The organism is Nitratireductor aquibiodomus (assembly GCF_900105565.1).
Classification (GTDB): Bacteria; Pseudomonadota; Alphaproteobacteria; order Rhizobiales; family Rhizobiaceae; genus Nitratireductor; species Nitratireductor aquibiodomus.
Genome location: NZ_FNSL01000001.1, coordinates 2,810,860 through 2,834,211, shown reverse-complemented (window position 1 = coordinate 2,834,211; position 23,352 = coordinate 2,810,860). Strand labels below are relative to the sequence as shown.

At 61.3% G+C, this 23,352-nt stretch carries 23 protein-coding genes; 11 read left to right on the top strand and 12 right to left on the bottom strand.

What is annotated here, in order from left to right; translation table 11 throughout:
• The first annotated feature begins 9 nt into the window (after positions 1 to 9).
• A complete protein-coding gene (locus tag BLW55_RS13515; protein ID WP_090329149.1) occupies positions 10 to 960 on the top strand; it encodes a 2-hydroxyacid dehydrogenase in 951 nt (316 codons plus the stop codon).
• On the opposite strand, the gene BLW55_RS13510 is transcribed toward BLW55_RS13515, so the two are convergent.
• The 3 genes from BLW55_RS13510 to BLW55_RS13500 all read right to left on the bottom strand — a co-directional run bounded on the left by BLW55_RS13510 (position 957) and on the right by BLW55_RS13500 (position 3,637).
• Positions 957 to 1,811 (bottom strand): C40 family peptidase, encoded by an 855-nt coding sequence (locus BLW55_RS13510; RefSeq protein ID WP_090329148.1) that lies wholly within the window; start codon positions 1,809 to 1,811, stop codon positions 957 to 959. The two genes, BLW55_RS13515 and BLW55_RS13510, sit on opposite strands and share 4 nt — an antisense overlap.
• Positions 1,808 to 2,158: a MarR family transcriptional regulator gene (locus BLW55_RS13505; protein WP_090329147.1), complete on the bottom strand. Its 351-nt coding sequence runs from the start codon at positions 2,156 to 2,158 to the stop codon at positions 1,808 to 1,810. The genes BLW55_RS13510 and BLW55_RS13505 overlap by 4 nt, the downstream gene beginning before the upstream one ends.
• 99 nt (positions 2,159 to 2,257) lie before the next feature.
• Positions 2,258 to 3,637, bottom strand: a complete 1,380-nt coding sequence (locus BLW55_RS13500) for a leucyl aminopeptidase family protein (RefSeq protein WP_090329146.1) — start codon at positions 3,635 to 3,637, stop codon at positions 2,258 to 2,260.
• A 121-nt stretch (positions 3,638 to 3,758) separates the two neighbouring features.
• Between BLW55_RS13500 and BLW55_RS13495 the strand changes: the two genes are divergently transcribed.
• Positions 3,759 to 4,583, top strand: coding sequence for a tetratricopeptide repeat protein (locus BLW55_RS13495; RefSeq protein ID WP_007009185.1), 825 nt, complete (start codon positions 3,759 to 3,761; stop codon positions 4,581 to 4,583).
• Positions 4,584 to 4,646: 63 nt separating this feature from the next.
• Here BLW55_RS13495 and BLW55_RS13490 read toward each other — a convergent pair whose 3' ends face one another.
• From BLW55_RS13490 to BLW55_RS13450, 9 genes are all read right to left on the bottom strand, one after another.
• Entirely contained in the window at positions 4,647 to 5,636 is a 990-nt protein-coding gene (locus BLW55_RS13490) for a type II secretion system F family protein (RefSeq protein ID WP_090329145.1), read from the bottom strand.
• Positions 5,637 to 5,639: 3 nt separating this feature from the next.
• Positions 5,640 to 6,653 (bottom strand): type II secretion system F family protein, encoded by a 1,014-nt coding sequence (locus BLW55_RS13485; protein ID WP_007009183.1) that lies wholly within the window; start codon positions 6,651 to 6,653, stop codon positions 5,640 to 5,642.
• 41 nt (positions 6,654 to 6,694) lie between these two features.
• A complete protein-coding gene (locus BLW55_RS13480; RefSeq protein ID WP_090329144.1) occupies positions 6,695 to 8,221 on the bottom strand; it encodes a TadA family conjugal transfer-associated ATPase in 1,527 nt (508 codons plus the stop codon).
• Positions 8,222 to 8,240: 19 nt separating this feature from the next.
• Positions 8,241 to 9,521: a CpaE/TadZ family protein gene (locus BLW55_RS13475; RefSeq protein WP_007010844.1), complete on the bottom strand. Its 1,281-nt coding sequence runs from the start codon at positions 9,519 to 9,521 to the stop codon at positions 8,241 to 8,243.
• A 14-nt stretch (positions 9,522 to 9,535) separates the two neighbouring features.
• Complete coding sequence (locus BLW55_RS13470) at positions 9,536 to 10,264, bottom strand: CpaD family pilus assembly protein (RefSeq protein WP_090329997.1); 729 nt, start codon at positions 10,262 to 10,264, stop codon at positions 9,536 to 9,538.
• 29 nt (positions 10,265 to 10,293) lie between these two features.
• Complete coding sequence (locus tag BLW55_RS13465) at positions 10,294 to 11,784, bottom strand: type II and III secretion system protein family protein (protein WP_086008168.1); 1,491 nt, start codon at positions 11,782 to 11,784, stop codon at positions 10,294 to 10,296.
• Positions 11,785 to 11,882: 98 nt separating this feature from the next.
• Positions 11,883 to 12,698, bottom strand: a complete 816-nt coding sequence (gene cpaB, locus BLW55_RS13460) for a Flp pilus assembly protein CpaB (protein WP_007010847.1) — start codon at positions 12,696 to 12,698, stop codon at positions 11,883 to 11,885.
• A gap of 218 nt (positions 12,699 to 12,916) precedes the next feature.
• Positions 12,917 to 13,438, bottom strand: a complete 522-nt coding sequence (locus BLW55_RS13455) for an A24 family peptidase (RefSeq protein ID WP_090329143.1) — start codon at positions 13,436 to 13,438, stop codon at positions 12,917 to 12,919.
• Positions 13,439 to 13,588: 150 nt separating this feature from the next.
• A complete protein-coding gene (locus tag BLW55_RS13450) occupies positions 13,589 to 13,780 on the bottom strand; it encodes a Flp family type IVb pilin (RefSeq protein WP_090329142.1) in 192 nt (63 codons plus the stop codon).
• A 314-nt stretch (positions 13,781 to 14,094) separates the two neighbouring features.
• Between BLW55_RS13450 and BLW55_RS13445 the strand changes: the two genes are divergently transcribed.
• The 9 genes from BLW55_RS13445 to recF all read left to right on the top strand — a co-directional run bounded on the left by BLW55_RS13445 (position 14,095) and on the right by recF (position 23,349).
• Positions 14,095 to 14,535: a pilus assembly protein N-terminal domain-containing protein gene (locus BLW55_RS13445; RefSeq protein ID WP_065817351.1), complete on the top strand. Its 441-nt coding sequence runs from the start codon at positions 14,095 to 14,097 to the stop codon at positions 14,533 to 14,535.
• Between the two features lie 160 nt (positions 14,536 to 14,695).
• Positions 14,696 to 15,244 carry a TadE/TadG family type IV pilus assembly protein gene (locus tag BLW55_RS13440; RefSeq protein WP_090329141.1) on the top strand — a complete coding sequence of 183 codons (549 nt, stop codon included), beginning with the start codon at positions 14,696 to 14,698 and terminating at the stop codon, positions 15,242 to 15,244.
• 31 nt (positions 15,245 to 15,275) lie between these two features.
• Entirely contained in the window at positions 15,276 to 15,905 is a 630-nt protein-coding gene (locus BLW55_RS13435; RefSeq protein ID WP_090329140.1) for a TadE/TadG family type IV pilus assembly protein, read from the top strand.
• Positions 15,906 to 16,190: 285 nt separating this feature from the next.
• Entirely contained in the window at positions 16,191 to 17,084 is an 894-nt protein-coding gene (mutM, locus tag BLW55_RS13425) for a bifunctional DNA-formamidopyrimidine glycosylase/DNA-(apurinic or apyrimidinic site) lyase (RefSeq protein ID WP_025030870.1), read from the top strand.
• A 51-nt stretch (positions 17,085 to 17,135) separates the two neighbouring features.
• The gene (locus tag BLW55_RS13420) at positions 17,136 to 17,909 is read left to right on the top strand and encodes an enoyl-CoA hydratase (protein WP_025030869.1); all 774 of its coding nucleotides are present in this window, start codon (positions 17,136 to 17,138) and stop codon (positions 17,907 to 17,909) included.
• A 165-nt stretch (positions 17,910 to 18,074) separates the two neighbouring features.
• Positions 18,075 to 18,341: a 30S ribosomal protein S20 gene (rpsT, locus tag BLW55_RS13415; protein ID WP_007010565.1), complete on the top strand. Its 267-nt coding sequence runs from the start codon at positions 18,075 to 18,077 to the stop codon at positions 18,339 to 18,341.
• 973 nt (positions 18,342 to 19,314) lie between these two features.
• Positions 19,315 to 20,751, top strand: coding sequence for a chromosomal replication initiator protein DnaA (dnaA, locus tag BLW55_RS13410; protein ID WP_040665473.1), 1,437 nt, complete (start codon positions 19,315 to 19,317; stop codon positions 20,749 to 20,751).
• Positions 20,752 to 21,037: 286 nt separating this feature from the next.
• Positions 21,038 to 22,156: a DNA polymerase III subunit beta gene (gene dnaN, locus BLW55_RS13405; protein WP_090329138.1), complete on the top strand. Its 1,119-nt coding sequence runs from the start codon at positions 21,038 to 21,040 to the stop codon at positions 22,154 to 22,156.
• A 23-nt stretch (positions 22,157 to 22,179) separates the two neighbouring features.
• The gene (recF, locus tag BLW55_RS13400; protein WP_090329137.1) at positions 22,180 to 23,349 is read left to right on the top strand and encodes a DNA replication/repair protein RecF; all 1,170 of its coding nucleotides are present in this window, start codon (positions 22,180 to 22,182) and stop codon (positions 23,347 to 23,349) included.
• Positions 23,350 to 23,352 lie beyond the last annotated feature (3 nt).

Here is a 23,352-nt window from a genome sequence, read left to right as displayed (position 1 = left end):
GGGCAAACCATGAGCACACCGGAACGCGGTCGCGTCCTTCTTTCCGTCACCGGCTTCAACCCGCAGCGCTGGTATGACCTTCTCTCCAAAGAGCGGGATGTCGTGCTGGAGCCCGACGGGGCGGAAGACCCTTCGATCGATTATGCCGTTGTCTGGAAGCACCAGAAGGGCGCACTCGCCAAGCTGCCGAACCTGAAGGTCATCTTCTCCATCGGTGCGGGCGTGGATCACATCTTTGCCGACGACCAGGTGCCCGATGTGCCCATCGTGCGCGTGGTGGCGGAAAACCTCACGCAGTATATGTGCGAGTATGTGACGTGGCGGGTGCTCGACCATCACCGGCAGGGCGCCGTCTACCGGGAACAGCAGGTCAGGAAAGTCTGGCACGAGCCGCGGCAGCCGCCCGCCAACGAAGTTTCGGTAGGCATTATGGGGCTCGGACAGCTCGGCACCCGCGCCGCACAGGCCCTGCGTGCGGTCGGTTTTTCGGTGAATGGCTGGAGCCGCACGCCCAAGGATATCGATGGCGTCAAGGGCTTTCACGGCGAGGACGGGCTGACGCCCTTCCTCAACGCCACCGACATTCTGGTGGTGCTTCTGCCGCTGACGCCCGCGACCCACGGCATTGTGAACCACTCGCTGCTGTCGCGCCTGCGGCAGGATGGACCGCTGGGCGGTCCCTGCCTCATCAATGCGGGGCGCGGCGGGCTGCAGCGCGAGACCGACATCCTCAAGGCACTTGAGGAAGGTGTGCTGAAGGAAGCAAGCCTCGACGTGTTCGAACGCGAGCCGCTGGCGCCGGAAAGTCCGCTCTGGTCGCATCCCCGCGTTTTCGTGACACCGCATGCGGCTGCCACCTCCGACCCCGCACATCTGGTGCCGCCCATGCTGCAACAGATGGCTGCGTTCGAGCGTGGTGAGGCACTGGAAAACCTCGTTGATCGAAGCGCGGGGTACTAGGGCCGGCGATAATGCGTCGGGCGACCATAGAGCCGCTCAATCCGCTCGATGGCATCTTTCAGCGGTTCACGCGCCACCGTCATCGTGTTGCCGTTGGCGTGAAGCATCATCTCGTGATCCAGCATGATCGCCACATGGCCTTTCCAGAAAACGAGGTCGCCACGGCTGAGTCCGGTTTGATCGGGCTCAATCACGGTGCCGATGCTCGCGGCCTGCATGTCGGTATCACGCAGGACGGTTCTTCCGGCCATGCGCATGGAAAGCTGCACCAGACCGGAACAGTCAATACCGAAGCCGCTTGCCCCACCCCACAGATAGGGTGTGTGCAGAAAAGTTTCTGCGACCGTGACATAGTCCTCATGATGCATGTCTAACGGCTGCAAGTGCCCGGCGATCATCGCGCCGCCCGAGGCAAGAAGCGCATATTGCGTGCCGCGATTTTCGACCATTTCCGTGATGCAGACCGCCGCACCGATGCTGTGCGCCCCGATTGCAGGAGCCTTCAGCTCCGGCTCCGGATAGATGAAGCTGCGCTGCGCACGAACGCGATGCGTGGGGGCGACATCCTGCTCGGTAAGGCCCGCGGCATTCACATAGCCCACATACCCATCATGCTCCGCCTGCACCCAGGCCCAGCCTTCGCGCCGTTCGAACACGCGCACCGCATCACCATGGAGGAACTGGGTGTCGATGCCGGCGTCGAGACGCGGGGCGCTGTGCACGTCGACGACGGGCGCGCCAATGCGGGCGGGCGTGCCGGCGGTGAAACGTTCCGCCTTCACCCTGCCCTCAAGACGGGCATCGGCAAGGTCTGCCCGGTGGGCGTGAAGGCGGCGGTCGAGTGTCGTCATAAGGGGAGCTCCGCGGATTTTGCCACCACCACATCGCCAAACCGCTCTACGAACAGGGCACCCTCGACGGTGCGCTTGATCAGGACATTGCGGCGGTCGTTCGGGTCGCGGTGGCGGGACACGAGTTTCAGCGCGCCCATCGTGTCGAGGGCGCGGGTGATGACGGGTTTGGAGACATCGAGTTTCTCGGCGAGCCCGCGCACGGTGTGCGGCGGCGGGTCCAGATAGATCGTCAGAAGGATCGCAAGCTGGCGTTCGGTAAGATCCGGTGCCTTGCCGCGCACCTCGGCAAGGCTGACCTGCTGCCACAGACGCAGCGCCTGGCTTGGCCTTAGCTGGACGGACATGTCAGGACCTGCCTTCACGGAGGAAACTGGAAACCGTTTCGGTTCCGTTTCATTCATGCCGCGAAAGGCAGGCCGGTGCAAGTGTCCACTGACGCTTTGTCAGGACGCACTCCCGTAGCGATCCACCAGAACGCGTTCGATCGCGCGGATGCCCTGCGCCTCGCCGCCGACCGGAGCGTGCGGCTTGTCTGCCGGGTTCCAGCCATAGATGTCGAAATGCGCCCAGCTCTTCGCCTTCTCCACAAAACGGCCAAGGAAGAGACCGGCAATCGGCGAACCGGCGAAGCCATCGAGCGAAACATTGTTGATGTCGGCGATCTTGGAATCGAGACGTGAGAGATAAGGCTTCCAGAGCGGCATGCGCCAGAGCGGGTCGGCGACCGCCTCAGAGGCCCGAGCCAGGGCTCCCGCCAGCGCTTCATCATCGGTGTAGAACGGCGGCACATCGGGCCCGAGCGCGACACGGGCAGCACCGGTTAGCGTCGCCATGTCGATCAGGAGCTCCGGCTCTTCCTCGTCCGCGAGTGCCATCGCATCGGCAAGCACCAGCCGGCCCTCGGCATCGGTGTTGCCAATCTCGACTGTGAGCCCCTTGCGGCTGTTCAACACATCGCCGGGACGGAAGGCATTGCCGGCGACGGCGTTCTCCACGGCAGGAATGAGCACACGCAGGCGAATGTCGAGCTTTGCCGCCATGAGCATCGAGGCAAGTCCAAGGACATTGGCCGCGCCGCCCATGTCCTTTTTCATGAGCAGCATGCCGGCGGCGGGTTTGAGATCGAGGCCGCCCGTATCAAAACAGACCCCCTTGCCGACAAGCGTGACCTTTGGCGCTGCTTCCCGCCCCCAGCGCAGATCGAGAAGGCGCGGCGCGGCCTCGGCAGCGCGGCCAACCGCGTGGATCATCGGCAGGTTTTCCGTGAGGAGGTCCTCACCCGCCGTCACCGCCAGCGTTGCGCCATGCTCCGAGGCGAGTGCGCGGGTAGCGGCTTCAAGCGCATCGGGCCCCATATCGCCGGCAGGCGTGTTGATGAGCTCGCGTGCAAGGACGCTGCCATTGGCCAGCCGCTCGACGCGGCCTGCATCCACCCCTTCGGGAACGGCGAAGCGAAGCGCGTTGCGTGGTTTCTTGCCATAGCGCGTGAAGGCATAGGAGCCGAGCATCAGGCCCAGGGTGGCGAGTTCGGCACCTTTCGGCGGAGCGGCAAAGTGCCAGTCGCCTTCCGGCAGATGACGGGCCAGCGCTCCGGCGGCAAGCGGATTGGCGGCATCCGGTTCGCCAAGTCCGAAGAACGCGCCGACCACCGCGCCGTTCTTGCCCGGTATCGTCAAAACCCTGCCCGAGGCGCCCGAAAAGCCGTTTGCCCGTGCCCAGGCGATGGCGTCCTTGGGTGCATCGCAGGCGTCCAGGTTATCGGCCTCGACCGTATAAACCGGCAGCGATGAAACCTCTTTCGAGCTCAGGAGCGTGACGGGCATTTGTTGTCTCCACGTTCAGGTTTTGCGGCGCGTTTTAACGCTCCGTTAGGGTTAACAGAATATTTCTCTCTGTTGAGAGTTGGCCGGAAAACGGCCGAAGCCAATCGGAGGGCGCGCGCAGATGTTTACCGAACAGCGCACGAATGCAACCGCAAACAGGATAACCATGACGGCCCTGGCGCTGATTATGGCAGTGTCAGTGGCCGGCTGCGCCAGAGACCGTATGACCACCGGTTCGATCAGCCGCAGCACGCCCAAGGCCGCTTCCAACGTTGCGACCATGAGCGAACCGCAACTACGGAGCGCTGCTGACTCCCTCGGTCGCGCTTACACACAGAACACCAAGGACAAGGCAACGGCACTGCGGTACGCCTCCGTGCTCCAGATGACCGGGCGCGTCGACCAGTCTCTGGCAGTGATGCGCAAGCTTGCCATCGATCATCCCAAGGACCGCGAAGTGCTGGCCGCCTATGGCAAGGCACTGGCGGCAGCCGGAGAGCTTCAGCCTGCGCTTGATGCAGTGCGCCGGGCGCAGACGCCCGAATATCCCGACTGGCGCCTGCAATCGGCCGAAGGCGCGATCCTGGATCAGCTCGGCCAGAAGGACGCGGCCCGGACGCTCTATCGCCAGGCGCTCAATTTAAAGCCCGGTGAGCCTTCCGTCCTTTCGAACATGGGAATGTCATATCTGCTCGAAGGCGATCTGAAATCGGCAGAGCATTATATGCGGCAGGCAGTGCAGGCTTCCGGCGCCGACAGCCGTGTGCGGCAGAACCTGGCGCTGGTCGTCGGGCTTCAGGGACGTTTTGGCGAAGCTGAACAGCTCGCCCGGCAAGAGCTTTCGCCTGAACAGGCCGAAGCCAATGTCGCATATCTGCGGTCCATGCTCGCACAGCAGAATGCGTGGAGCCAGATCTCCGACGACAACCAGAAGAAGCGCCAGTAACGGCGCTTCATTTCCAAGGTACAAGTTTTGGAAAGGCCGCTTCGAGCGGCCTTTTCTATGATTTCAGAACAGGCCCTGCTGTTTGATCTGGATGCCGGCCGGCCCGAGAATGACGGCGAACAGGACAGGGATGAAAAAGAGGATCATCGGCACGGTGAGTTTGGGTGGCAGTGCGGCCGCCTTTTTCTCCGCCTCGTTCATGCGCATTTCACGGCTCTCGTCCGCAAGAACCCTGAGCGCATGGCTGACGGGCGTGCCATAGCGTTCGGCCTGAATCAGCGCCTGCGTGACGCTCTTCACCGTCTCCAGCCCGGTGCGCGCGGCGAAATTCTCATAAGCCTGACGCCGTTCCTGCAGGAAGGAGAGTTCGGCATTCGTCAGCACCAGCTCCTCGGCCAGCGCGACCGACTGGGCGCCGATCTCGTCCGCCACACGGCGGAATGCAGCTTCGATCGACATGCCCGATTCAACGCAGATCAGCATCAGATCGAGCGCGTCCGGCCATGCAAGCTGGATCGATTTCTTGCGCTTTGCCGCAAGGTTGCTGACATACAGCACCGGTGCATAGAAGCCCGCATAGGCGGCGATGATGCAGACGAAGGCCTTCACAAACAAAGGCTGCTCGGGCAGCCCGCCGAGCATGAAAATGTAGACGCCCGCCAGAAGCAGCGTCACAAATGGAAGAACGAGCCGGAAAAACAGAAACTTTGTCAGCGGGTTCTGGCCGCGGAAGCCGGCTGTGCGCAGTTTGGCCACCGCTGCATCATCGGCCAGCGCGCGGCGCAGGTCGAGCCGATCGACGATGGCGCGCATGCCTTCAGACTGATGTTCGCGCAGGCCCCGACGGCGCTTGTCAGCCTCGGCGGCCAGACGCGCGCGCTGCCGCGCCCGCAGTTCCTCACGCTCCAGCGCAACGCTTTTCATACGGGATTTCAGCGGATGGCCGCCAAACGCCGGCAAAAGCGTGAACACCGTTGCAAAAACCGCCACCGCAACCAGAATTGCAATCAGGAAACTGGGCTCGATGATACTTCCGACGGCATCTGAAGGCATTGTCTAAACCTCGAAATTGATCATGTTCCGCATTACGAGAATGCCGATCGTCATCCACAGTGCGGAGAAGCCCAGGATCAGATGCCCCGCGCTCGTCGTGAAAAGCGGCATGATGTAGGTCGGGCTGGTGAGATAGACGAGGAACGCGACGACAAATGGCAGGGCACCGATGATAACGGCCGATGCCTTGGCTTCCATCGAAAGCGCCTGAACCTTCGCCTTCATCTTCTTGCGGTTACGCAGAACCCGCGACAGATTTGACAGCGCCTCAGAGAGATTGCCGCCCGCCTGCGACTGGATCTGGATAACAATGCCGAAGAAGTTCGCTTCGGGGCAGGGCATCGTCTCACCCATCCGCAGGCAGGCCTCCGGCGTCGAAACGCCCATCTGCTGGGCTTCAACAATGCGCCGAAACTCCGTTCGCACAGGCTCCTGCGCCTCGCTCGCAATCAGGCGGATGCCATCATTGATCGGCAGGCCCGATTTCACCGCACGCACGATAACATCGAGCGAATTGGGAAACTCGTTCAGGAATGCCTTAACCCGGCCACGGCGCTTCCAGGCAACGAACCAGCGCGGCAGGCCCAGCGCTCCGACAATCAGCGCGCCCGGGAGAACAAGGAGCGGAGCGCCCAGGATGAAAATCACCAGAGTAAACACCAGCGCACAGATCGCAGAAATGATGTGAAACCGCTCCGGAGTCACGTTCATTCCGGCCTGTTTGAGCTGCATCTTGAGCGGCGGCTTGCGGACCTTGCTGTCGCGCTTCTTCTGCCGTTCTTCCAGATCCTTCAGGGAATCCTGGATGGATTTGCGCCGTTTCGCCGTTTCGGCCACGCGGTCGCGCGACGCCTTGATCGATATCTGGTCGGTCTGCGCCCGCTTGACGGTATCCAGCCGGCGGCCGACCTTCTTTTCTGCCGCCATGTTGTTGAACATCAGCGCATAGGCCACCGCGCCAGCGCTACAGCCGGCCAGAAGCACGAATGCAATCAGAGTGATGTCCATTCCAAACATGGTTTTACCCGCTCAAACTGGAACAGGAAGCCGCTGACATTTTAGTCAGACTTCCTTTCCATCGCTTCCAGCGCATTCGCCAGACGCTGCTCTTCACCATAGTAACGGGCGCGGTCCCAGAAATGCGGCCGCGCGATGCCCGTCGATACGTGCTCGCCAATGATCTTGCCGTTCGCGTCCTCGCCCTTCATGTCGTAGAGCATGAGGTCCTGCGTGATGATCACGTCACCCTCCATGCCGATCACCTCGGTCACATGGGTAATGCGGCGCGAACCGTCGCGCAGGCGCGTCGCCTGGATGATGACATCCACCGAACCGACAATGATCTCCCGCACCGTTTTCTGCGGCAGCGTGAAACCGCCCATGGCGACCATGGATTCGATTCGGTTCAGACACTCACGTGGATTGTTGGAGTGGATCGTTCCCATCGAACCGTCATGGCCCGTGTTCATCGCCTGAAGGAGATCGAACACTTCGGGGCCGCGAACCTCGCCGACGATGATCCGTTCGGGGCGCATGCGCAGACAGTTGCGCACCAGGTCGCGCATGGTGACTTCACCCTCGCCTTCAAGATTGGGCGGGCGGGTTTCCAACCGTACCACATGCGGCTGCTGAAGCTGCAGTTCGGCGGAGTCCTCGCAAGTGATGATGCGCTCATCGAGATCGATGAAGCTCGTCAGACAGTTGAGCAGCGTCGTCTTGCCCGAACCGGTGCCGCCCGAGATCAGGACATTGCAGCGCACCCGGCCGATGATCTTCAGAAGCTCGGCGCCTTCCGGCGAGATAGCGCCAAAGCGGACCAGCTGGTCGAGGGTGAGCTTGTCCTTCTTGAACTTACGAATGGTGAGCGACGCGCCATCGATGGCGAGCGGCGGCGCGATGACGTTCACACGGGAGCCGTCGGGCAGGCGCGCATCACAGATCGGGCTCGATTCATCGACGCGGCGGCCCACCTGGCTGACGATGCGCTGGCAGATGTTGAGGAGCTGCTGGTTGTCGCGGAAGCGCACGCCGGTCTGTTCGACTTTGCCGTTCACCTCGATGTAAACATGCTCGGCACCATTGACCATGATGTCGGCGATGTCGTCACGCGCCAGGAGCGGTTCCAGCGGGCCGTAGCCGAGCACGTCGTTACAGATGTCTTCGAGCAGTTCTTCCTGCTCGGAGATGGACATCGCAAAATTCTTGATCGCGATGATATCGTTGACAATGTCGCGGATTTCCTCGCGCGCACTATCGGGGTCGAGATTGGCGAGCTGCGAGAGATCGATGGTCTCGATCAGCGCCGAAAAGACCTGGCTCTTGGTGTCATAGTAGGACTCGCTGCGTGCCCGGGCCGGCTGCGGCGACCGCGCCGGCGGCGGGGGTGGCGGTGCGGACGGCGTGGGCCTGGGTGCCTCAGCCCGGGGCCGCGGGGCAGGATCCTGCGTGGCAGGCGCGGCATTTTGCGGACTCGGAGATGCGGGCCGTTCCGGCGTCAATACGTCGGTGCCGCCCGAAAAGGACTTCGGGGTTTCGGTGTGCGGCGCTGTGGGATGCGGGACGCCTGTCCCTCTCTTTCCGAACATCTGACGCTACCAATCCGTATCAGCTCTTGCGTTTCAACCTGTCCAGGATGCCGGACAAACCGCTCTTCTTTTTTGGCTTCACATCACGCCGGCCTGTCAGCACATGGGCGAGATCGTTGATCGTCTCGACGATCGGGTTGCTGGCGTCCATTTCGCCCAGCATGCGACCATTGTTGGCCGCATTGCCGAACAATTGCGGCTCAAACGGAATCGTCGCTGCCGGGATCACGCCGAGCGGCTCTGCAAAGTCTTCCAGCGAAATCTCGGGCCGCTTCGGAATGCCTGCCTGATTGAGCAGAAGAACCGGCGGCTTGTCGTTGGGCCGCAACTTCTTCAGCGTGTCGATCAGGTTCTTCGTGTTGCGAAGGTTGGCAAGGTCCGGTGTGGCTGTGATGACGATCTCGTCGGCCTGCGCGAGGGTGGTCTTGGTCCAGCCGTTCCAGGCATGCGGAACGTCGAGAACCAGCACCGGCGCGGTGCGCTGTGTCGTATCGATGATCTGCGCAAAGGCTTCCGGATCGAAATCATACACGCGATCGAGCGTGGAAGGCGCCGCCAGAAGGGAAAGCCGCTCCGCGCACTGCGCCAGAAGGCGGTCGAGATAGACCTCGTCGATGCGCTCGGGCGAAAACACCGCCTCGGCGATGCCCTGCGCGGGATCCTGATCGAAATTGATATTGGCCGTGCCGAAAGGCAAATCCAGATCGGCGACAACGACTTCATTCTCGAACAGGTTCGAGATCGCCCAGGCCACATTATGGGCCACGGTGGACGAACCGACCCCGCCCTTGGCGCCAACAAATGCAATGGAATGCCCAAGTGGCTCGGCTTCGGGATCGACAAAGATGTTGGCGATCACGCTGACAATGTCAGCCATGGAGATCGGTGCAACCACATATTCAGAAATGCCGGCGCGGATCAGCTCGCGGTAGAGCCAGACATCGTTGTAGTGCCCGATGATGATGACTTTCGTCGAGGGATCGCAGACCCCCGCCAGTTCCTCAAGCGAGGCCAGTAATTCTCTCGGTTCACTGGACGATTCAACGATGACGAGGTTCGGCGTGGCCGCGGTCTGATAAAACTCGACCGCTGTCGCCACACCGCCCATATGCACCTTGAGATGGGTTTTCGCCATGCGGCGATCTTCGCCCGCCCGTTCGATCGGGTTGGCGACGCTGTCCGTCTCGCAGAACGCCTGAATCGATATCCTCGGGATCGGGCGCAGCTTCTGCAGCGCCGGTGACGCGCCGTCTTCGGGGGCGAGATCCTCGTGATCCGTTTCGTAGGCCAGATTGCTCATGTCATGCCCCTCGCCTAGTACGCGATCTCTCTGGCGGCCCGGAAGTCTTCGGACACCTTGCCTGGTTTATAAATGCTCTCGGCGCCGCGATACTTGTCGATCACGCCCATGCGGTTCTCGGCATCGATCTCACCCTGCTTGCGCGGGCCGAGGAAATCATTCGGATTGGCGACCTGGGCGGCGAGATTGTTCTGATAGGAACAACCGAAGTTCGCGTAGTGCTTGTTGTCGGTCGTATCGAGCATATCTGCCGGCCAGCGGCCGCACTGATTGGTGGATGCCTTGACCACCGGATAGGAGACACGGATCGGCGGTGCAGTGTCGGGCGCCAGAGCCTGATAGGACACCACGGAGATGTTTTCCGGCGGAACCCCCTGGTTCTGAAGCAGATGCGTGATCTGGGAGGCGACGTTGGACGCGCCGAGTTCATTGACCGATCCCGAGGGCACGAGCACGGAAACCGTGCTGCCGGAACGCCGGTCATAGCCGCTCATGAAACCAGCGAGTGTGCTCATCTGGTCGCGGGACATCTTCCGGGCGGAGGCGGCAATCGGCAGGTCGATCTCCTGCGCCTTTTCGGAAATGACGATCGGGTGATTGGTGCGGTAGTCGTCCGGTATCGAGCCGACGATGACCGAATCCCGCTTTGCCGCACATCCGGCCATCAGCATGGCCGTGCAGATGACGAGTGCCGTGCCGGTGAGCCTGGCCCGCTGTGTGTTCCGTGTTGTGTTCTTCATCATGACCACCCCCGGCATGACCTTCCCCCAGCTCATTTGTAGATGTAGCCGACAACGCCGTGGTAGCGGCCATTGGGCAGGTTGGTTTTCATGGTTCCGTAGACCCGATTGACCCGGCCAAGGAACATTCCCGCGCCATCGCTGGCGGGTGTGAAATTGTCATCCGGCTTCGCCAGCGCGGTGCGCGCCGTCGGCTTGGACAGGAACGGTGTCACGATGATCACCAGCTCCGTTTCGTTGCGAACGAAGTCACGGCTGCGGAACAGCGCGCCGAGCACGGGAACCTTTGAGAGCCCCGGAACCCCGTTGAACGCCTGCCGCACGTCATCCTGCACGAGGCCGGCGATCATCATCGACCCGCCGGACGGCAACTCGACCGTGGTGTCGGCCAGGCGCTTGCGGATCGAAATCGCATTCATGCTCGAAGCGTTGCGGTAGCGCTGGCCGCGCCCCATGCCCGCGAAGAAGGTCTCCGACCCCTGCATCGTCGGTTCGGAAACCTGTGTACGGATCTTCAGGCTGATGCGACCCGCCGAAAGAACGGTCGGGAGGAACTCCAGGCCAATGCCGTAGTCGATCTTCTCGACTTCGTATTTCAGTGCGTTTGTATCGGGGTCGACTTCCTGAGACGTGACGATGTTGAACTCGCCACCAACGCGGAACGTGGCCTTCTCGCCGGAAACGGCCGTGAGGGCCGGCTCGGCGAGCGTTTTCATGACGCCGGCCTGTTCCATGGCATTGATGTAGGCGTCGATCAGCGATCCGCCGACCGAGAACTGAGTGGGCGAAAGCGGTTTGCCGAGCCCGAAGGCATTGTCGACCACGGCACCCCAGGAGATGCCGTCGGCGCTACCCGAACCGATCATGTTCACGCCAAGCTGCTTCATGACGGAGCGGCTAACTTCGGCAACCGTCACCTTCAGTGTGACCTGATCCTCGCCGATGATCTGGATCATGTTGACGATCCGGCTTGTCTGGCGCTTCTGGTCGGGGTTGTTGATCGCCACGCCGCCACCATCGGTGGGCGCTGCCGCGCTCTGGGAATACTGGCCGGTCGTGGCTTCACCACCGGTGACGAATATCTGCGCGAGCTGCGCGGCACGGGCGGCGTCGAGCGGCGTTTCAACGGTGCCGGTGAGAACAACGTTGTCGTTGATCAGTTCAACATCGATATCGGAATTCGGGATGAAGCGCTTGAGATAGTCTTCGAGACCCGCAACATCGCGCTCCACTGCGAGGTCGAGGCTGGCAATCTGCTCGCCATTGGCGCCAAACACGAAGATGTTGGTCTCGCCCACCTGTTTGCCGAACAGATAAATGCGCCGTGCGGTGCGTGTCACGGCGTCGGCGACCGACGGATTGGCGACCAGAATGTCGTAGGCGTCGCTCGGCAGGTCGAGCACGAGCGATTTGTTGAGGCCAAGCTTTACGCGCTGGCTCACATTGGATCCGCCTCGCGCCTTGACGACGTTCTGTTCGGCGAATGCCGGGCCAGCCGGTAAGGCGACCTGGACGGCCAGCATTGTTGCGCATCCCAACAAGAGACGCGCGGTCAGCTTCAGATTGCTGCGCATTTCCCGCCCTGACTGTTTCACGGCCCTCGCCCCATTCGCGCGCTTCATCATTTCCGGGTCCCCACTTCGGTGACTTCACCGGACTTGATCAGACGGACGCTGTTGCCCCTGCCTCTGCCCGAGACGAGATAGGATCCGTCGTTCTCCGATGTTTCGTTCGTGTCAGTGATCGCCCGCAAAGACAGCGTGAGGCGATCGGCCATCTGCTGCGCAACGGTGATGATCTCTGCCTGCTCCGGCGTCAGTTCCAGCGTTGCCGTCTCACCCACCTTGACGCGGCGGCCTTCCTCGTCCTCCTGAATGGTCTGGTCGATCGCCAGGACCTTGATGTTCTTCAGGATGGTCTCGGTGATGAAGCCGTTTGCCGTACCGCTGTCCTGCGCCCGGCGGGTCATGATGACGTCGACATAATCATTGGGAAGGATGAAACCGCCTGCCGAGGTGTCGGCCGCAATCTGCGTGGCGACGGCGCGCTTGCCGGAGGGCAGAATGGCCGACATGAAGCTCATGCCCTCGCCAATGAGCTTGGAGCGCCTGAGCGGTTCGCCGGTATAGAGCGCGACACGCGCAATGGAGCTGCGCAGCTCTTCCAGCGCCTCGGGGCTCTCGTTCCGGGTGATCATGTTTGCGTTGATGTTGTCCGTCGGCCAGGCCTGCCAGCTAACGGCGCTGCCGAGCTCGGTGCCCATGGGCACGTCCTGGCCAATGACCAGAACATCGACCAGATCAATGGCCGGCTCCTCCGGTCCCGCGCTCGCTATCGGCTGCTGCGGAGCCGGCGCCGTCAGATTCTTGGCCACATAACCGGCGCCAAGGGCAGCCAGCACGGCCACTCCTAAGATGACGATCCGGGATTTGCTCATGACTCCGCCCCTCGTACTCGGACTTCCCTTGCGTGAAGCGGAGAATGGAGGGCCAATCGTCAAATTATGGTTAACGCGAAGCTTACAGAAATGATTAATTTAAAGTTGAGCGATTATTCTAGGCCGGAAAGCAGGAACGCCCCGATGAAACATCGGGGCGCAACGGTCAGGCTCTTATGGGCGCTGGAAGCGCTGCTCGCAGGCTGAACTGTACGATGCTAAAGCCCTGCAAGGCGGGCAAGCGCCCACTGCATGAGCGGCGTTTCGGGATAAGCGGCAAGCCCGGAGAGGCCCAGCGCGATGCCATAGGGCACCCCCGTATTGTGATCGGCGAGGTTACGCAGGAATACGTTGTTTCCCGAGATGTAGCCAAGGAACGAATTCCGGAAACTGATGATCAGAAGCGTCAGTGCGCCTCCGAGGATCGCCGCGCCCAGAAGGTACTGGATCAGCGCAGGGCTGAAGCCGAACCACACTGCGGTCGCTGCAAGAAGCTTCGCATCGCCGCCGCCCATCCCGCCAACGGCGAACAGCACAAAGGTTACCGACAGAATGAGAAAGCCTGCTGCGACGTGCATTCCGATCTGCTGCCAGTCCATACCGATCATCGGTGCGGCGACGGCAAACGCGACAAGCAGCAGCAGAGACACACGATTTGCGATGGTCATGGAAAGAAGGTCGGAGACCGCTGCAAAGGCCATGCAGAACGGAAAAACAACAAGTATGACTGCTTCGAGCATGATGCGGCACCCCTTTTCTCTTCCGTTATGCAGGCCGTCGCTTAAAACTTGATAAACCGGCAGAAAGCAGCTTCTGGAAAAGCAAAGGCCGCCCTTCGGAGAAGAAGGACGGCCTTTATGGTCATTGCGCGTGGTTATCGCAGAAGCGGATTACGGGTTGCCGCCACCGCCGCCACCGCCGCCGAGCGCACCGCCGACCGTGGTGAAGGTCGTGCCGATGTTGGTGCCGATGGCACGGGCGCCGCCGATGATCGCAACTGCAATCAGAGCAGCCAGAAGGCCGTATTCGATCGCCGTGGCGCCGGACTCGTCTTTCATGAAACGTGCAAACAGATTTGCCATTTGGGAAAACTCCTCTTCCGCGTTTTTGTTCAGCAAGACCGTCAACGTTTTTTGTTGTGTTGATCGGATGGCCTGACCATACGAGGGAGCTCTTTCAACCTGCTTAAGAAACACCCTTACCAAAACCTTGCCGCCTCAAAGCGCGAGCATTGGTTAACAGCACTCTAAAACGGGGATGCCCGAGCGGACGGACGGAAGACACTTTATATATAGCCCACAAATGCTGCCGCTGCTGCGCCAGACATCCGTGCGCTTAACCCTTGGTTCACCAATGATGTTCATAGTCTCTTCAGCTTGACGTGGGGAGCAGGGTAATGCGCGCCGTATTTTCCAAGACTGGAACTGCCTTGAAGACAGCCTGCCTGATCGCAGGTCTGGTTGCATTGCCGGGCACCGCCCCGGCGAACGAGGCAGCAATTGAGGTGGTGATGAACCAGGCGAAGATCGTCAAGCTTGCACGCGAGGCGGACACGATCGTTATCGGTAACCCCGAGATCGCCGACGCCGCCGTACAGGATGCGACGACCATCGTTCTCACCGGCAAGGGTTTCGGCGTGACCAATCTCGTCGTTCTCGACCTGGATGGTCAACCGATTGTCGATGAACAGGTCGTCGTCAGCCGGCAGTCTGCAAGCTCGGTCCGCATCTATCGCAGGGCCAATGTGCAGACGCTTTCCTGCACGCCCTACTGCGAAAGCTCCTACAAGACGGACGCGGAGCGGACCTCCGAAGCCGAGATCAGCGCCAACCAGTAAACGGCATCGCGCTCCGGGCTCAACGAGCGCCGTGCGCAGCACCGTTCAGGGTTTACAAAACGCAAACCAGAACGATGCAATTTGAGCTGCCGTCAAAACCGGAATGCAACCGGGGCTGGTTATAGTCCTCCCTGACAAACGCACATTTCAGGGGCTGGCTATGGGCCATCAAACAAAAGGCAAAGCGTGTCGCGCGCCATTTCGGCGCCGTCTGCTCGGCCGTTTCATCAAGAATGAGGAAGGCGTGGCGGCCATCGAGGTCGCCTTTCTCGGCCTCCCGTTCTTCTTTCTGATCTTTGTGATTCTGGAAGCCTGCATCGGCTTTGCAGCACAACAGCTTCTGGCCAACGCGACGGATGACGTCGCGCGGCTGTTCCGTACCGGACAGGTTCGCAGCAGTGAGCTGAACGAAACGAAACTTCGGGACCTTCTGTGTGGCCGAATGTCCATACTGATGTCCGAGACCTGCCCCGGGCTGGAAGTGGATCTTCGGCAGTTCGACACGTTCGAGGACGCCGCCAGGTCAAACCTCGGCTTCAATGACGACGGAAGCATCGACACCAAGACCGAACTCGGGCCGGCACTCACGAAGAACATGCTGCGCGTTTACTACCGCTGGCCGGTGGTAACGAACATGCTGGCGGATCGGCTTCCGGACGGCAAGCTTCTGCTTTTCTCGACGAATACCTGGCAGAACGAACCATTCTAACTGTTGGCAACGGGTCGTGGGGGACCAGGCAATGACGTTCAACGACAATGCGAAACCCGCAAAGACGGGCATCTTATCAACCCTGGGCGATTTCGCCCGCAACAGGCGTGGCGTGGCAGCCATCGAGTTTGCGATCATCGCGCCCATCCTGTTCGCGATGTATTTCCTGACACTGGAATTCGGCCAGGCGATCGATGTGAACAAGAAGGTCAGCCGCGCGGCGAACATGGCGGGCGACCTGATCGCCCAGCAGCCTTCGATCACGGCCGGTGAAATCGACGCCATCATGAAGATCGGCGGCGCCATCATGAAGCCCTACAATCGCTCCACACCGACCCTGACGCTGACGGCGATCCAGGTGACCGATGAAAGGAATCCGAAGGTCCAGGTGGTCTGGTCGCGTGAACTAAAGAACGGAACCGCCTCAGCCGGTCTTAAAGAAGGCAGCACCACGACCCTTCCCCCCGAACTGGAGATCAAGGGAGCCTTTTATATCCGTGCAACTGTCTCGCTTGGCTATAAGCCCATCCTCACATGGTCGAAGGATGGCGCAAAATCTGCCGGCCTGACGGCGATGGCGGGTCTCGACAATCTTCAGATGAGCGAACGCTTCCACCTGCGCCCGCGCATGAGCAGCACCATCCCCTGCGACGATTGCTGACAGGACACAGCGCCGCACGATTGCAAAGACTCCGCTGCCCTTCTATGTCTTTGACGGCAGGGCAGCGACAGTGAGCGGATATGGCGTGCGTATTCCTTTTCGGTCTGGCTTTCTTCGGCGTCGAACACGCTGCCGAAACCGGATCGCTAAACGGTCCCGGTGCGGGCGCGCGCGGGCAGATGCCCGAGGCATGCGCCGCGGCCGGAATGGCATTCAGGCTCCCCGCATATCGGGGTTTGCCGCCCGGCAGCCACGGTCAATCCATTCCGAGTGAGCTTTCCAGACATGCCTGAACTGCCGGAGGTCGAAACCGTCCGTCGTGGACTCCAGCCGATCATGGAAGGGGCGCATATCGATTCCGTCGAATTGCGGCGCCCGGATCTGCGGTTTCCTTTTCCCAGGGGGTTCGCCGAGCGGCTCCGGGGGCAAGAAATCATCGCGCTCGGGCGGCGGGCGAAGTATCTGCTGATCCATCTTGAGACCTCAGACGTGGTGCTCTGCCACCTCGGCATGTCGGGCTCATTCCGCATCGACCAGGACGACGAGGAGCAACAGGCACCTGGCGCGTTCCACCATCCGCGATCCAAGGCGGAGAAACACGACCACGCTGTGTTTCACCTGACTTCGGGCGACGGGCGGACCCTTCGAGTGGTCTATAACGACCCGCGCCGGTTCGGCTTCATGCTTCTGCACGATGAAGGCCCGCTGGACAGCCACCCCCTGCTGGCGACGCTTGGCATCGAGCCGACCGGAAACGCACTGGACGGAGCACTGCTTGCCGAGCGCCTGCGCGGGAAGCGCACACCGCTGAAAGCCGCATTGCTCGACCAGAGGGTGATCGCGGGTCTCGGCAACATCTATGTCTGCGAAGCATTGTGGCGCGCACGGCTTTCGCCGAAGCGCAGCGCCGATACAATCGTCGCCAGACGCGGAACCTCGGAGCGATGCGAGCGTCTGGCGACGTCGATCCGCGCCGTCATCGCAGAAGCAATCGCAGCCGGCGGCTCATCCCTGCGGGACTATGTAAAGGCGGATGGATCGCTTGGCTACTTCCAGCACGCCTTCAAGGTTTATGGCCGCGAGGGACACGCATGCGCTCATGACGAATGCAACGGCACCGTTCGCCGCATCGTGCAGGGCGGGCGGTCGACCTTTTATTGTCCGAACTGCCAGCGCTAGGGTCAGAACCTTACCCTGGCAATTCACATATAACGGAGAGGAAACCAGACCATGGCTTATGAGACGATCCTGGTGGAGACGCGGGAGCGCGTCGGGCTGATCACTCTGAACCGCCCCAAGGCGCTCAACGCACTGAACTCCCAGGTGCTCGAGGAAGTGGTAGGGGCGCTGGAGGCGTTCGACGAGAACCCACGGATCGGCGCCATCGTCATCACCGGATCGGAGAAGGCGTTCGCCGCCGGAGCCGACATCAAGGAGATGGCATCCAAGTCCTATGTGGACGCCTATATGGAAGACCTCTTCGCGGGCTGGGACGGGCTGACCCGCGTGCGCAAGCCGATCATCGCTGCCGTGGCAGGCTATGCGCTGGGCGGCGGCTGCGAACTGGCCATGATGTGCGATTTCATCATCGCCGCCGAGAATGCGAAATTCGGCCAGCCCGAGATCACGCTAGGCGTCATGCCGGGCATGGGCGGCTCGCAGCGACTGACCCGTTTCGTCGGCAAGTCAAAAGCCATGGACATGTGCCTGACGGGCCGCTTCATGGATGCCGGGGAAGCCGAACGCTCCGGCCTGGTATCGCGCGTCGTGCCACCCGGTGAGCTTATCGAGGAAGCCCTGAAGGCGGCCGATACCATCGCCGGCTTCTCCCTGCCGGCGGTGATGATGACCAAGGAGGCGGTCAACCGCTCCTACGAAACCACCCTTGCCGAAGGCCTGCGTTTCGAGCGCCGTGTGTTTCATGCAATGTTCGCTCTGGACGATCAGAAGGAGGGCATGGCCGCATTTACCGAGAAGCGGTCTGCCAACTTCAAAAATCGCTGATCGCGAGAGGTGCGATCAGGAGGGATAGGCGCCAATAGGCGTTGACGTTGCCCGAAAGCTCCACTATAAGCCGCCACGACTGTGGTGGCCCTGCGGCTGCCCTTTTTGTTTTGCGCCCGCGTGACACTGATCGCGGCAGGATTTGTAGAGACATAGAGAGGACACATGGCCAACACGACTTCGGCCAAGAAGGCGGTGCGCAAGATTGCTCGCCGTACTGCGGTTAACAAGAACCGTCGCTCGCGTGTGCGCAGCTTCGTTCGCAAGGTCGAAGAAGCACTGGCCACCGGCGACAAGGCAGCAGCGGAAAGCGCATTCAAGGCTGCTCAGCCAGAGCTGATGCGCGCTGCGGGCAAGGGTGTCCTGCATCGCAACACGGCGTCGCGGAAGGTCTCTCGCCTTGCGCAGCGCGTGAAGGCGCTCGGCGCCTGACGCTTTTTAGCAGACTTAGAGATGAACCCGGCTTTCCAGCCGGGTTTTTCTTTGCCTCTCAAAAGGCTGGCCTGCGACAACCCTGTGTTGTCACAGGCCAGCCTTTTGCGTTTGTGACCCTAAGTGTTTGAGAATCGTATTATTTTCGTCACATAAGCATCCCGTTAAATTTCGGCCAAACCGATATTCGCCTTTTATTTCATAGGGTTGTGAAAGTTTATCCACAGGTTACCCATGTCACGCTCAGCGGAAATTCAACGCTGAAATGTCAAGCTCTTTTTTAAGATTTTTTTTCGCAGCGCGCGTGAAGCGCGCGCATTTAGAAAAGGCTTTTGAATCCAAAAGGCTTATCCATCTGCCCCTTGGGCGATGCCGATTTTTGCGCTCCGCACAAGACCAGATTCGAGAAAAAAGCGGCAGCCCCGCCCTTGCCCTTTCCACAAGGATTTCGGTAATGTCAGGCCATCGAGAGGGCAGAAAAAAGCCCGATGACTTAAGCCCAAATCGGCACCCATTGCGACGCGGTTTTTTCTTCCGCGTGGGGTTTTTGCGCGCTCTCGAAACAAGCCTCGCCAGCTCGTTTGTCGGGGACCCAATGGAGACGCATTCGCGTCGAGACCAGACGAGCACGAGCTGCATGACCGCCGGCACAGAAAATCAACCGGTGATTGCATAAATCTGTTTCAACGGCGGCCATGCCGCTGTAGAGAGCCAAGGAGAGTTTTGGGGTCAGAGACCAGGCGGACCTACGATCATCATAAAAAGAACGGACCGGGCAGGGGCAGACAGCCTTGTGGCAAGGACCCGGCCGTTAAAAACACCACTCAAAACGACAGGGACACGAGGAATGCAAAGCGGCGCGGAAAGGGAAACGACGGGGGGATTTTCTTTTCAGGAGCAGATGTCTCAGCAGGAGGGCAAGGAGACAACAGAAGCAGGTAAGAGCGACAGCAAGGCGGGACCGTCCGAGGCGATTTTCGAGCGCGTAAAAACGCAGCTCCGTGCACGCCTGGGAAGCGAAGTTTATTCCAGCTGGTTCGGTCGCATGAAGCTGATGGAAGCCTCGAAGGGCTGCGTGCGGATCTCTGTGCCCACGGCTTTTCTGCGCTCCTGGATCAATGGTCACTATCTCGACCTCATCACCGAATTGTGGAAGCAGGAAGCACCCGACACTCTCAAGGTGGAGATTGTGGTGCGGACTGCCACGCGCAATGTGCGGGCAACGCAGGAAAACAAGCCGGCAGCCGCGCGCAAGGCTGCGAGCCGTCCGCAGACGGCCCTTGCCTCCGGCACGCTGGCCGGAGCACCGTCCGCACGCGCCAATCCGGCGAAATTGCCCGAGGCCGACGGGCGTTCGAACATTCTGGGCTCGCCGCTCGACAGCCGGTACACATTCGATTCCCTGATCGAGGGCGCCTCCAACCGCGTCGCCTGTGCCGCTGCGCGCACCGTGGCCGAATCGGACTCCAATGCGATCCGCTTCAACCCGCTCTTTCTTCATGCCTCAGTGGGGCTCGGAAAGACGCATATGCTGCAGGCGATTGCAGCCGAGTCGCTGCGCCGCAAGCCGCAGGCCCGTGTCGTCTATCTGACGGCGGAGTATTTCATGTGGCGTTTCGCCACCGCGATCCGCGACAACAATGCCCTGACCCTGAAAGAGCAGTTGCGCGACATCGACCTCCTGATCATTGACGACATGCAGTTTCTGCAGGGCAAATCCATCCAGAACGAGTTCTGCCACCTGCTCAACATGCTGCTCGACAGTGCGCGCCAGGTGGTGGTGGCGGCCGACCGCCCGCCCTCAGAGCTGGAATCGCTCGAGCCGCGCGTAAAGTCGCGCCTCAATGGCGGCGTCTCTCTCGAGATCGGCGCTCCGGATTTCGCCATGCGGCTCTCGATCCTGAAGCAGCGTCTGGCGAGTGCGCAGGCCGAAGACGGTTCGCTCGACATCCCAGAAGAAATTCTGGTGCATGTGGCGCGCTCGGTCACCGGCAGCGGCCGCGAACTGGAGGGCGCTTTCAACCAGCTTCTGTTCCGCCACTCCTTCGAGCCGCAGATCACCATCGACAGGATCGACGAAATCCTCGGCCATGTCTGCCGCGCCGGCGAACCGAAACGCGTGCGCATCGAGGACATCCAGCGCATTGTCGCGCGGCACTACAACGTGTCCAAGACGGAGCTGCTTTCGAACCGCCGCACACGCACCATCGTCAAGCCGCGCCAGGTGGCCATGTATCTTTCCAAGGTCATGACGCCGCGCTCCCTGCCGGAAATCGGCCGTCGTTTCGGCGGACGCGATCACACGACGGTGCTGCACGCGGTCCGCAAGATCGAGGGCCTGACCGACGGCGACAGGCAGCTCGCGCAGGAGATTGAGCTTCTGAAGCGCCTGATCAGCGATCAGGCCTGAGGCTGGCGGGGCCGCCGGAGCCCGTGACGGCAAGACGGCACCCGAAGCGATTTTGACAGACCGGCGGCGCGCCCGCCGGTCTTTTCTTATCTTCCGCGCTCCTGCTTCCCTGCGGGCAGTGCGTTTTCCCCAAAAACCGGAAGGAACCGGGGCGTAACGCCGTGAAAGGCTTGCGTTTCTTGTCGATTTCCTGTCATTTTGACGGAAATCGAAGCCTGTTCACGGCTGTCCTGAACATGCGCCATGTTTGCAGGGCTATTCTTCATTCAAGTGAGATTGATTGGTCATGCGTGTTATTCTCGAACGCTCCACCCTCCTGAAGTCACTGAACCATGTTCACCGCGTGGTGGAACGCCGCAACACCATTCCGATTCTCTCCAACGTGCTTCTCAGCGCGGATGGCGCAAGCCTGCAAATGAAGGCGACCGACCTCGACCTGGAAGTGAGCGAGGCTGCGGGCGCGACCATCGAGCAGGCCGGCGCAACGACCGTTCCGGCGCATCTGCTCTACGACATCGTGCGCAAGCTGCCCGACGGTGCGGAGGTGATGCTGAAGACCGATGAGGACGGCAACGCCATGTCCGTGGTGGCCGGGCGCTCGAGCTTCCGTCTCCAGTGCCTGCCGCAGTCCGATTTTCCCGAGCTCTCGGCCGGCAATTTCTCCCATATCTTCCGGCTCGATTCGGCCGATCTGAAAGGGCTGATCGAGAAGACCCAGTTCGCCATCTCCACCGAGGAGACACGTTACTATCTGAACGGTATCTTCCTGCACACGATCGAGGCCGATGGCGGGCTGAAGCTGCGCTCGGTGGCGACCGACGGCCACCGTCTCGCACGCGCCGAGATGGAAGCGCCGGCGGGCTCTGAAGGCATGCCCGGCATCATCATCCCGCGCAAGACGGTCGGTGAACTACAGAAACTGGTCGACGATCCGGATGTGGCTGTTACGGTCGAGCTCTCGGACACAAAGATCCGCTTCACCATCGGCAGCGTCATTCTCACCTCGAAACTGATCGACGGGACTTTCCCCGACTATCAGCGCGTCATTCCGACCGGCAATGACAAGAAACTGGTGATCGACCGTCAGACCTTCGCCTCGGCCGTCGACCGCGTGTCGACGATCTCCTCGGAACGCGGACGGGCGGTGAAGCTCAGCATTGCCGAAGGACAGGTGACACTGACGGTGAACAACCCGGACTCGGGCTCGGCAACCGAAGAGCTTGCCGCCGACTACGAGGCAGACCCGATCGAGATCGGCTTCAACGCCCGCTACCTTCTGGACGTGGCGGCGCAGCTCTCGGGCAGTGAAGCGCGCTTCCTCCTGGCTGATGCAGGCTCACCCACGCTCGTGCAGGACGAAGGCGACGAAAGCACGCTCTACGTTCTGATGCCGATGCGCGTCTAGAGCGCGCCGGCATTGGCTCCCCCTTGGTCGACCAGACATCCGGCAGGCAGGCCGTAGCCCAGGTTCACGCTACCAGGCTGAGCCTCACCGACTTTCGAAATTATCATGCCCTGGCGCTTGATCTTTCGCCGGGGGCGGTGGTTTTGACCGGCGAGAACGGCGCAGGCAAGACGAACCTGCTCGAGGCCGTTTCCTTTCTCTCGCCGGGTCGCGGATTGCGCCGCGCCACGCTTGATGATGTCGCGCGCGAAGGTGCCGGAACGGGCTTTGCCATCCATGCGAAGCTCGAAGGCCCGTTCGGCGAATGCGAGATCGGAACCGGCACTGCCGGCCTGCAGCCGGGAGCGGAAACGGGTGGACGTCGCCTGCGCATCAACGGCGAGAACGCACGGACAGCCGACGCCATGCTCGAGTGGGTGCGCGTCCTGTGGCTGACACCGGCCATGGATGCGCTCTTCACCGGTTCTGCCAGCGACCGCAGGCGCTTCCTCGACCGGCTCGTTCTCGCCATCGACCCGGCGCACGGCCGACGCGCCCTCGACTATGAGAAGGCGATGCGCGCGCGCAACCGGCTGCTTGCGGAAGACTCGCGCGATGGCGGCTGGTTCGACGCCATAGAAACGCAGATGGCCGGAACCGGCGTGGCGATTGCCGCCGCGCGTGCCGAGATGGTGCGCCTGCTCGCCGCGATGAACGAGCGTCTGCCCGAAGATGGTCCGTTTCCCACCGCCGGGATTGCGCTGGAGGGCACCATCGACCAAGCGATCGGACAGCACGCCGCCGTCGACGTGGAGGAGAAATTCCGCGCCGTTCTGTGCGACCAGCGGCCGCGTGACCGCGCCGCGGGGCGAACGCTGGAAGGTCCGCATCGCAGCGATCTTCTCGTGCGCCACGTGCCCAAGGACATGCCGGCGGCCCGCTGCTCCACCGGTGAGCAGAAGGCGCTTCTGGTGGGCCTGATCCTCGCGCATGCCCGGTTGACGGGCGAGCTTTCGGGAACCGCGCCGATCCTGCTTCTGGACGAGATTTCCGCGCATTTCGACCCGGATCGGCGGGCAGCGCTCTTTTCGATCCTTGAAGAGCTGAATTGTCAGGCCTTCATGACCGGTACGGAGGCGAGCCTGTTCTCGGCCATCGAAGGCCGCGCGCAGTTTTTATCCGTATCTGCCGGCGCGATCCACGAACAACGCTGACAC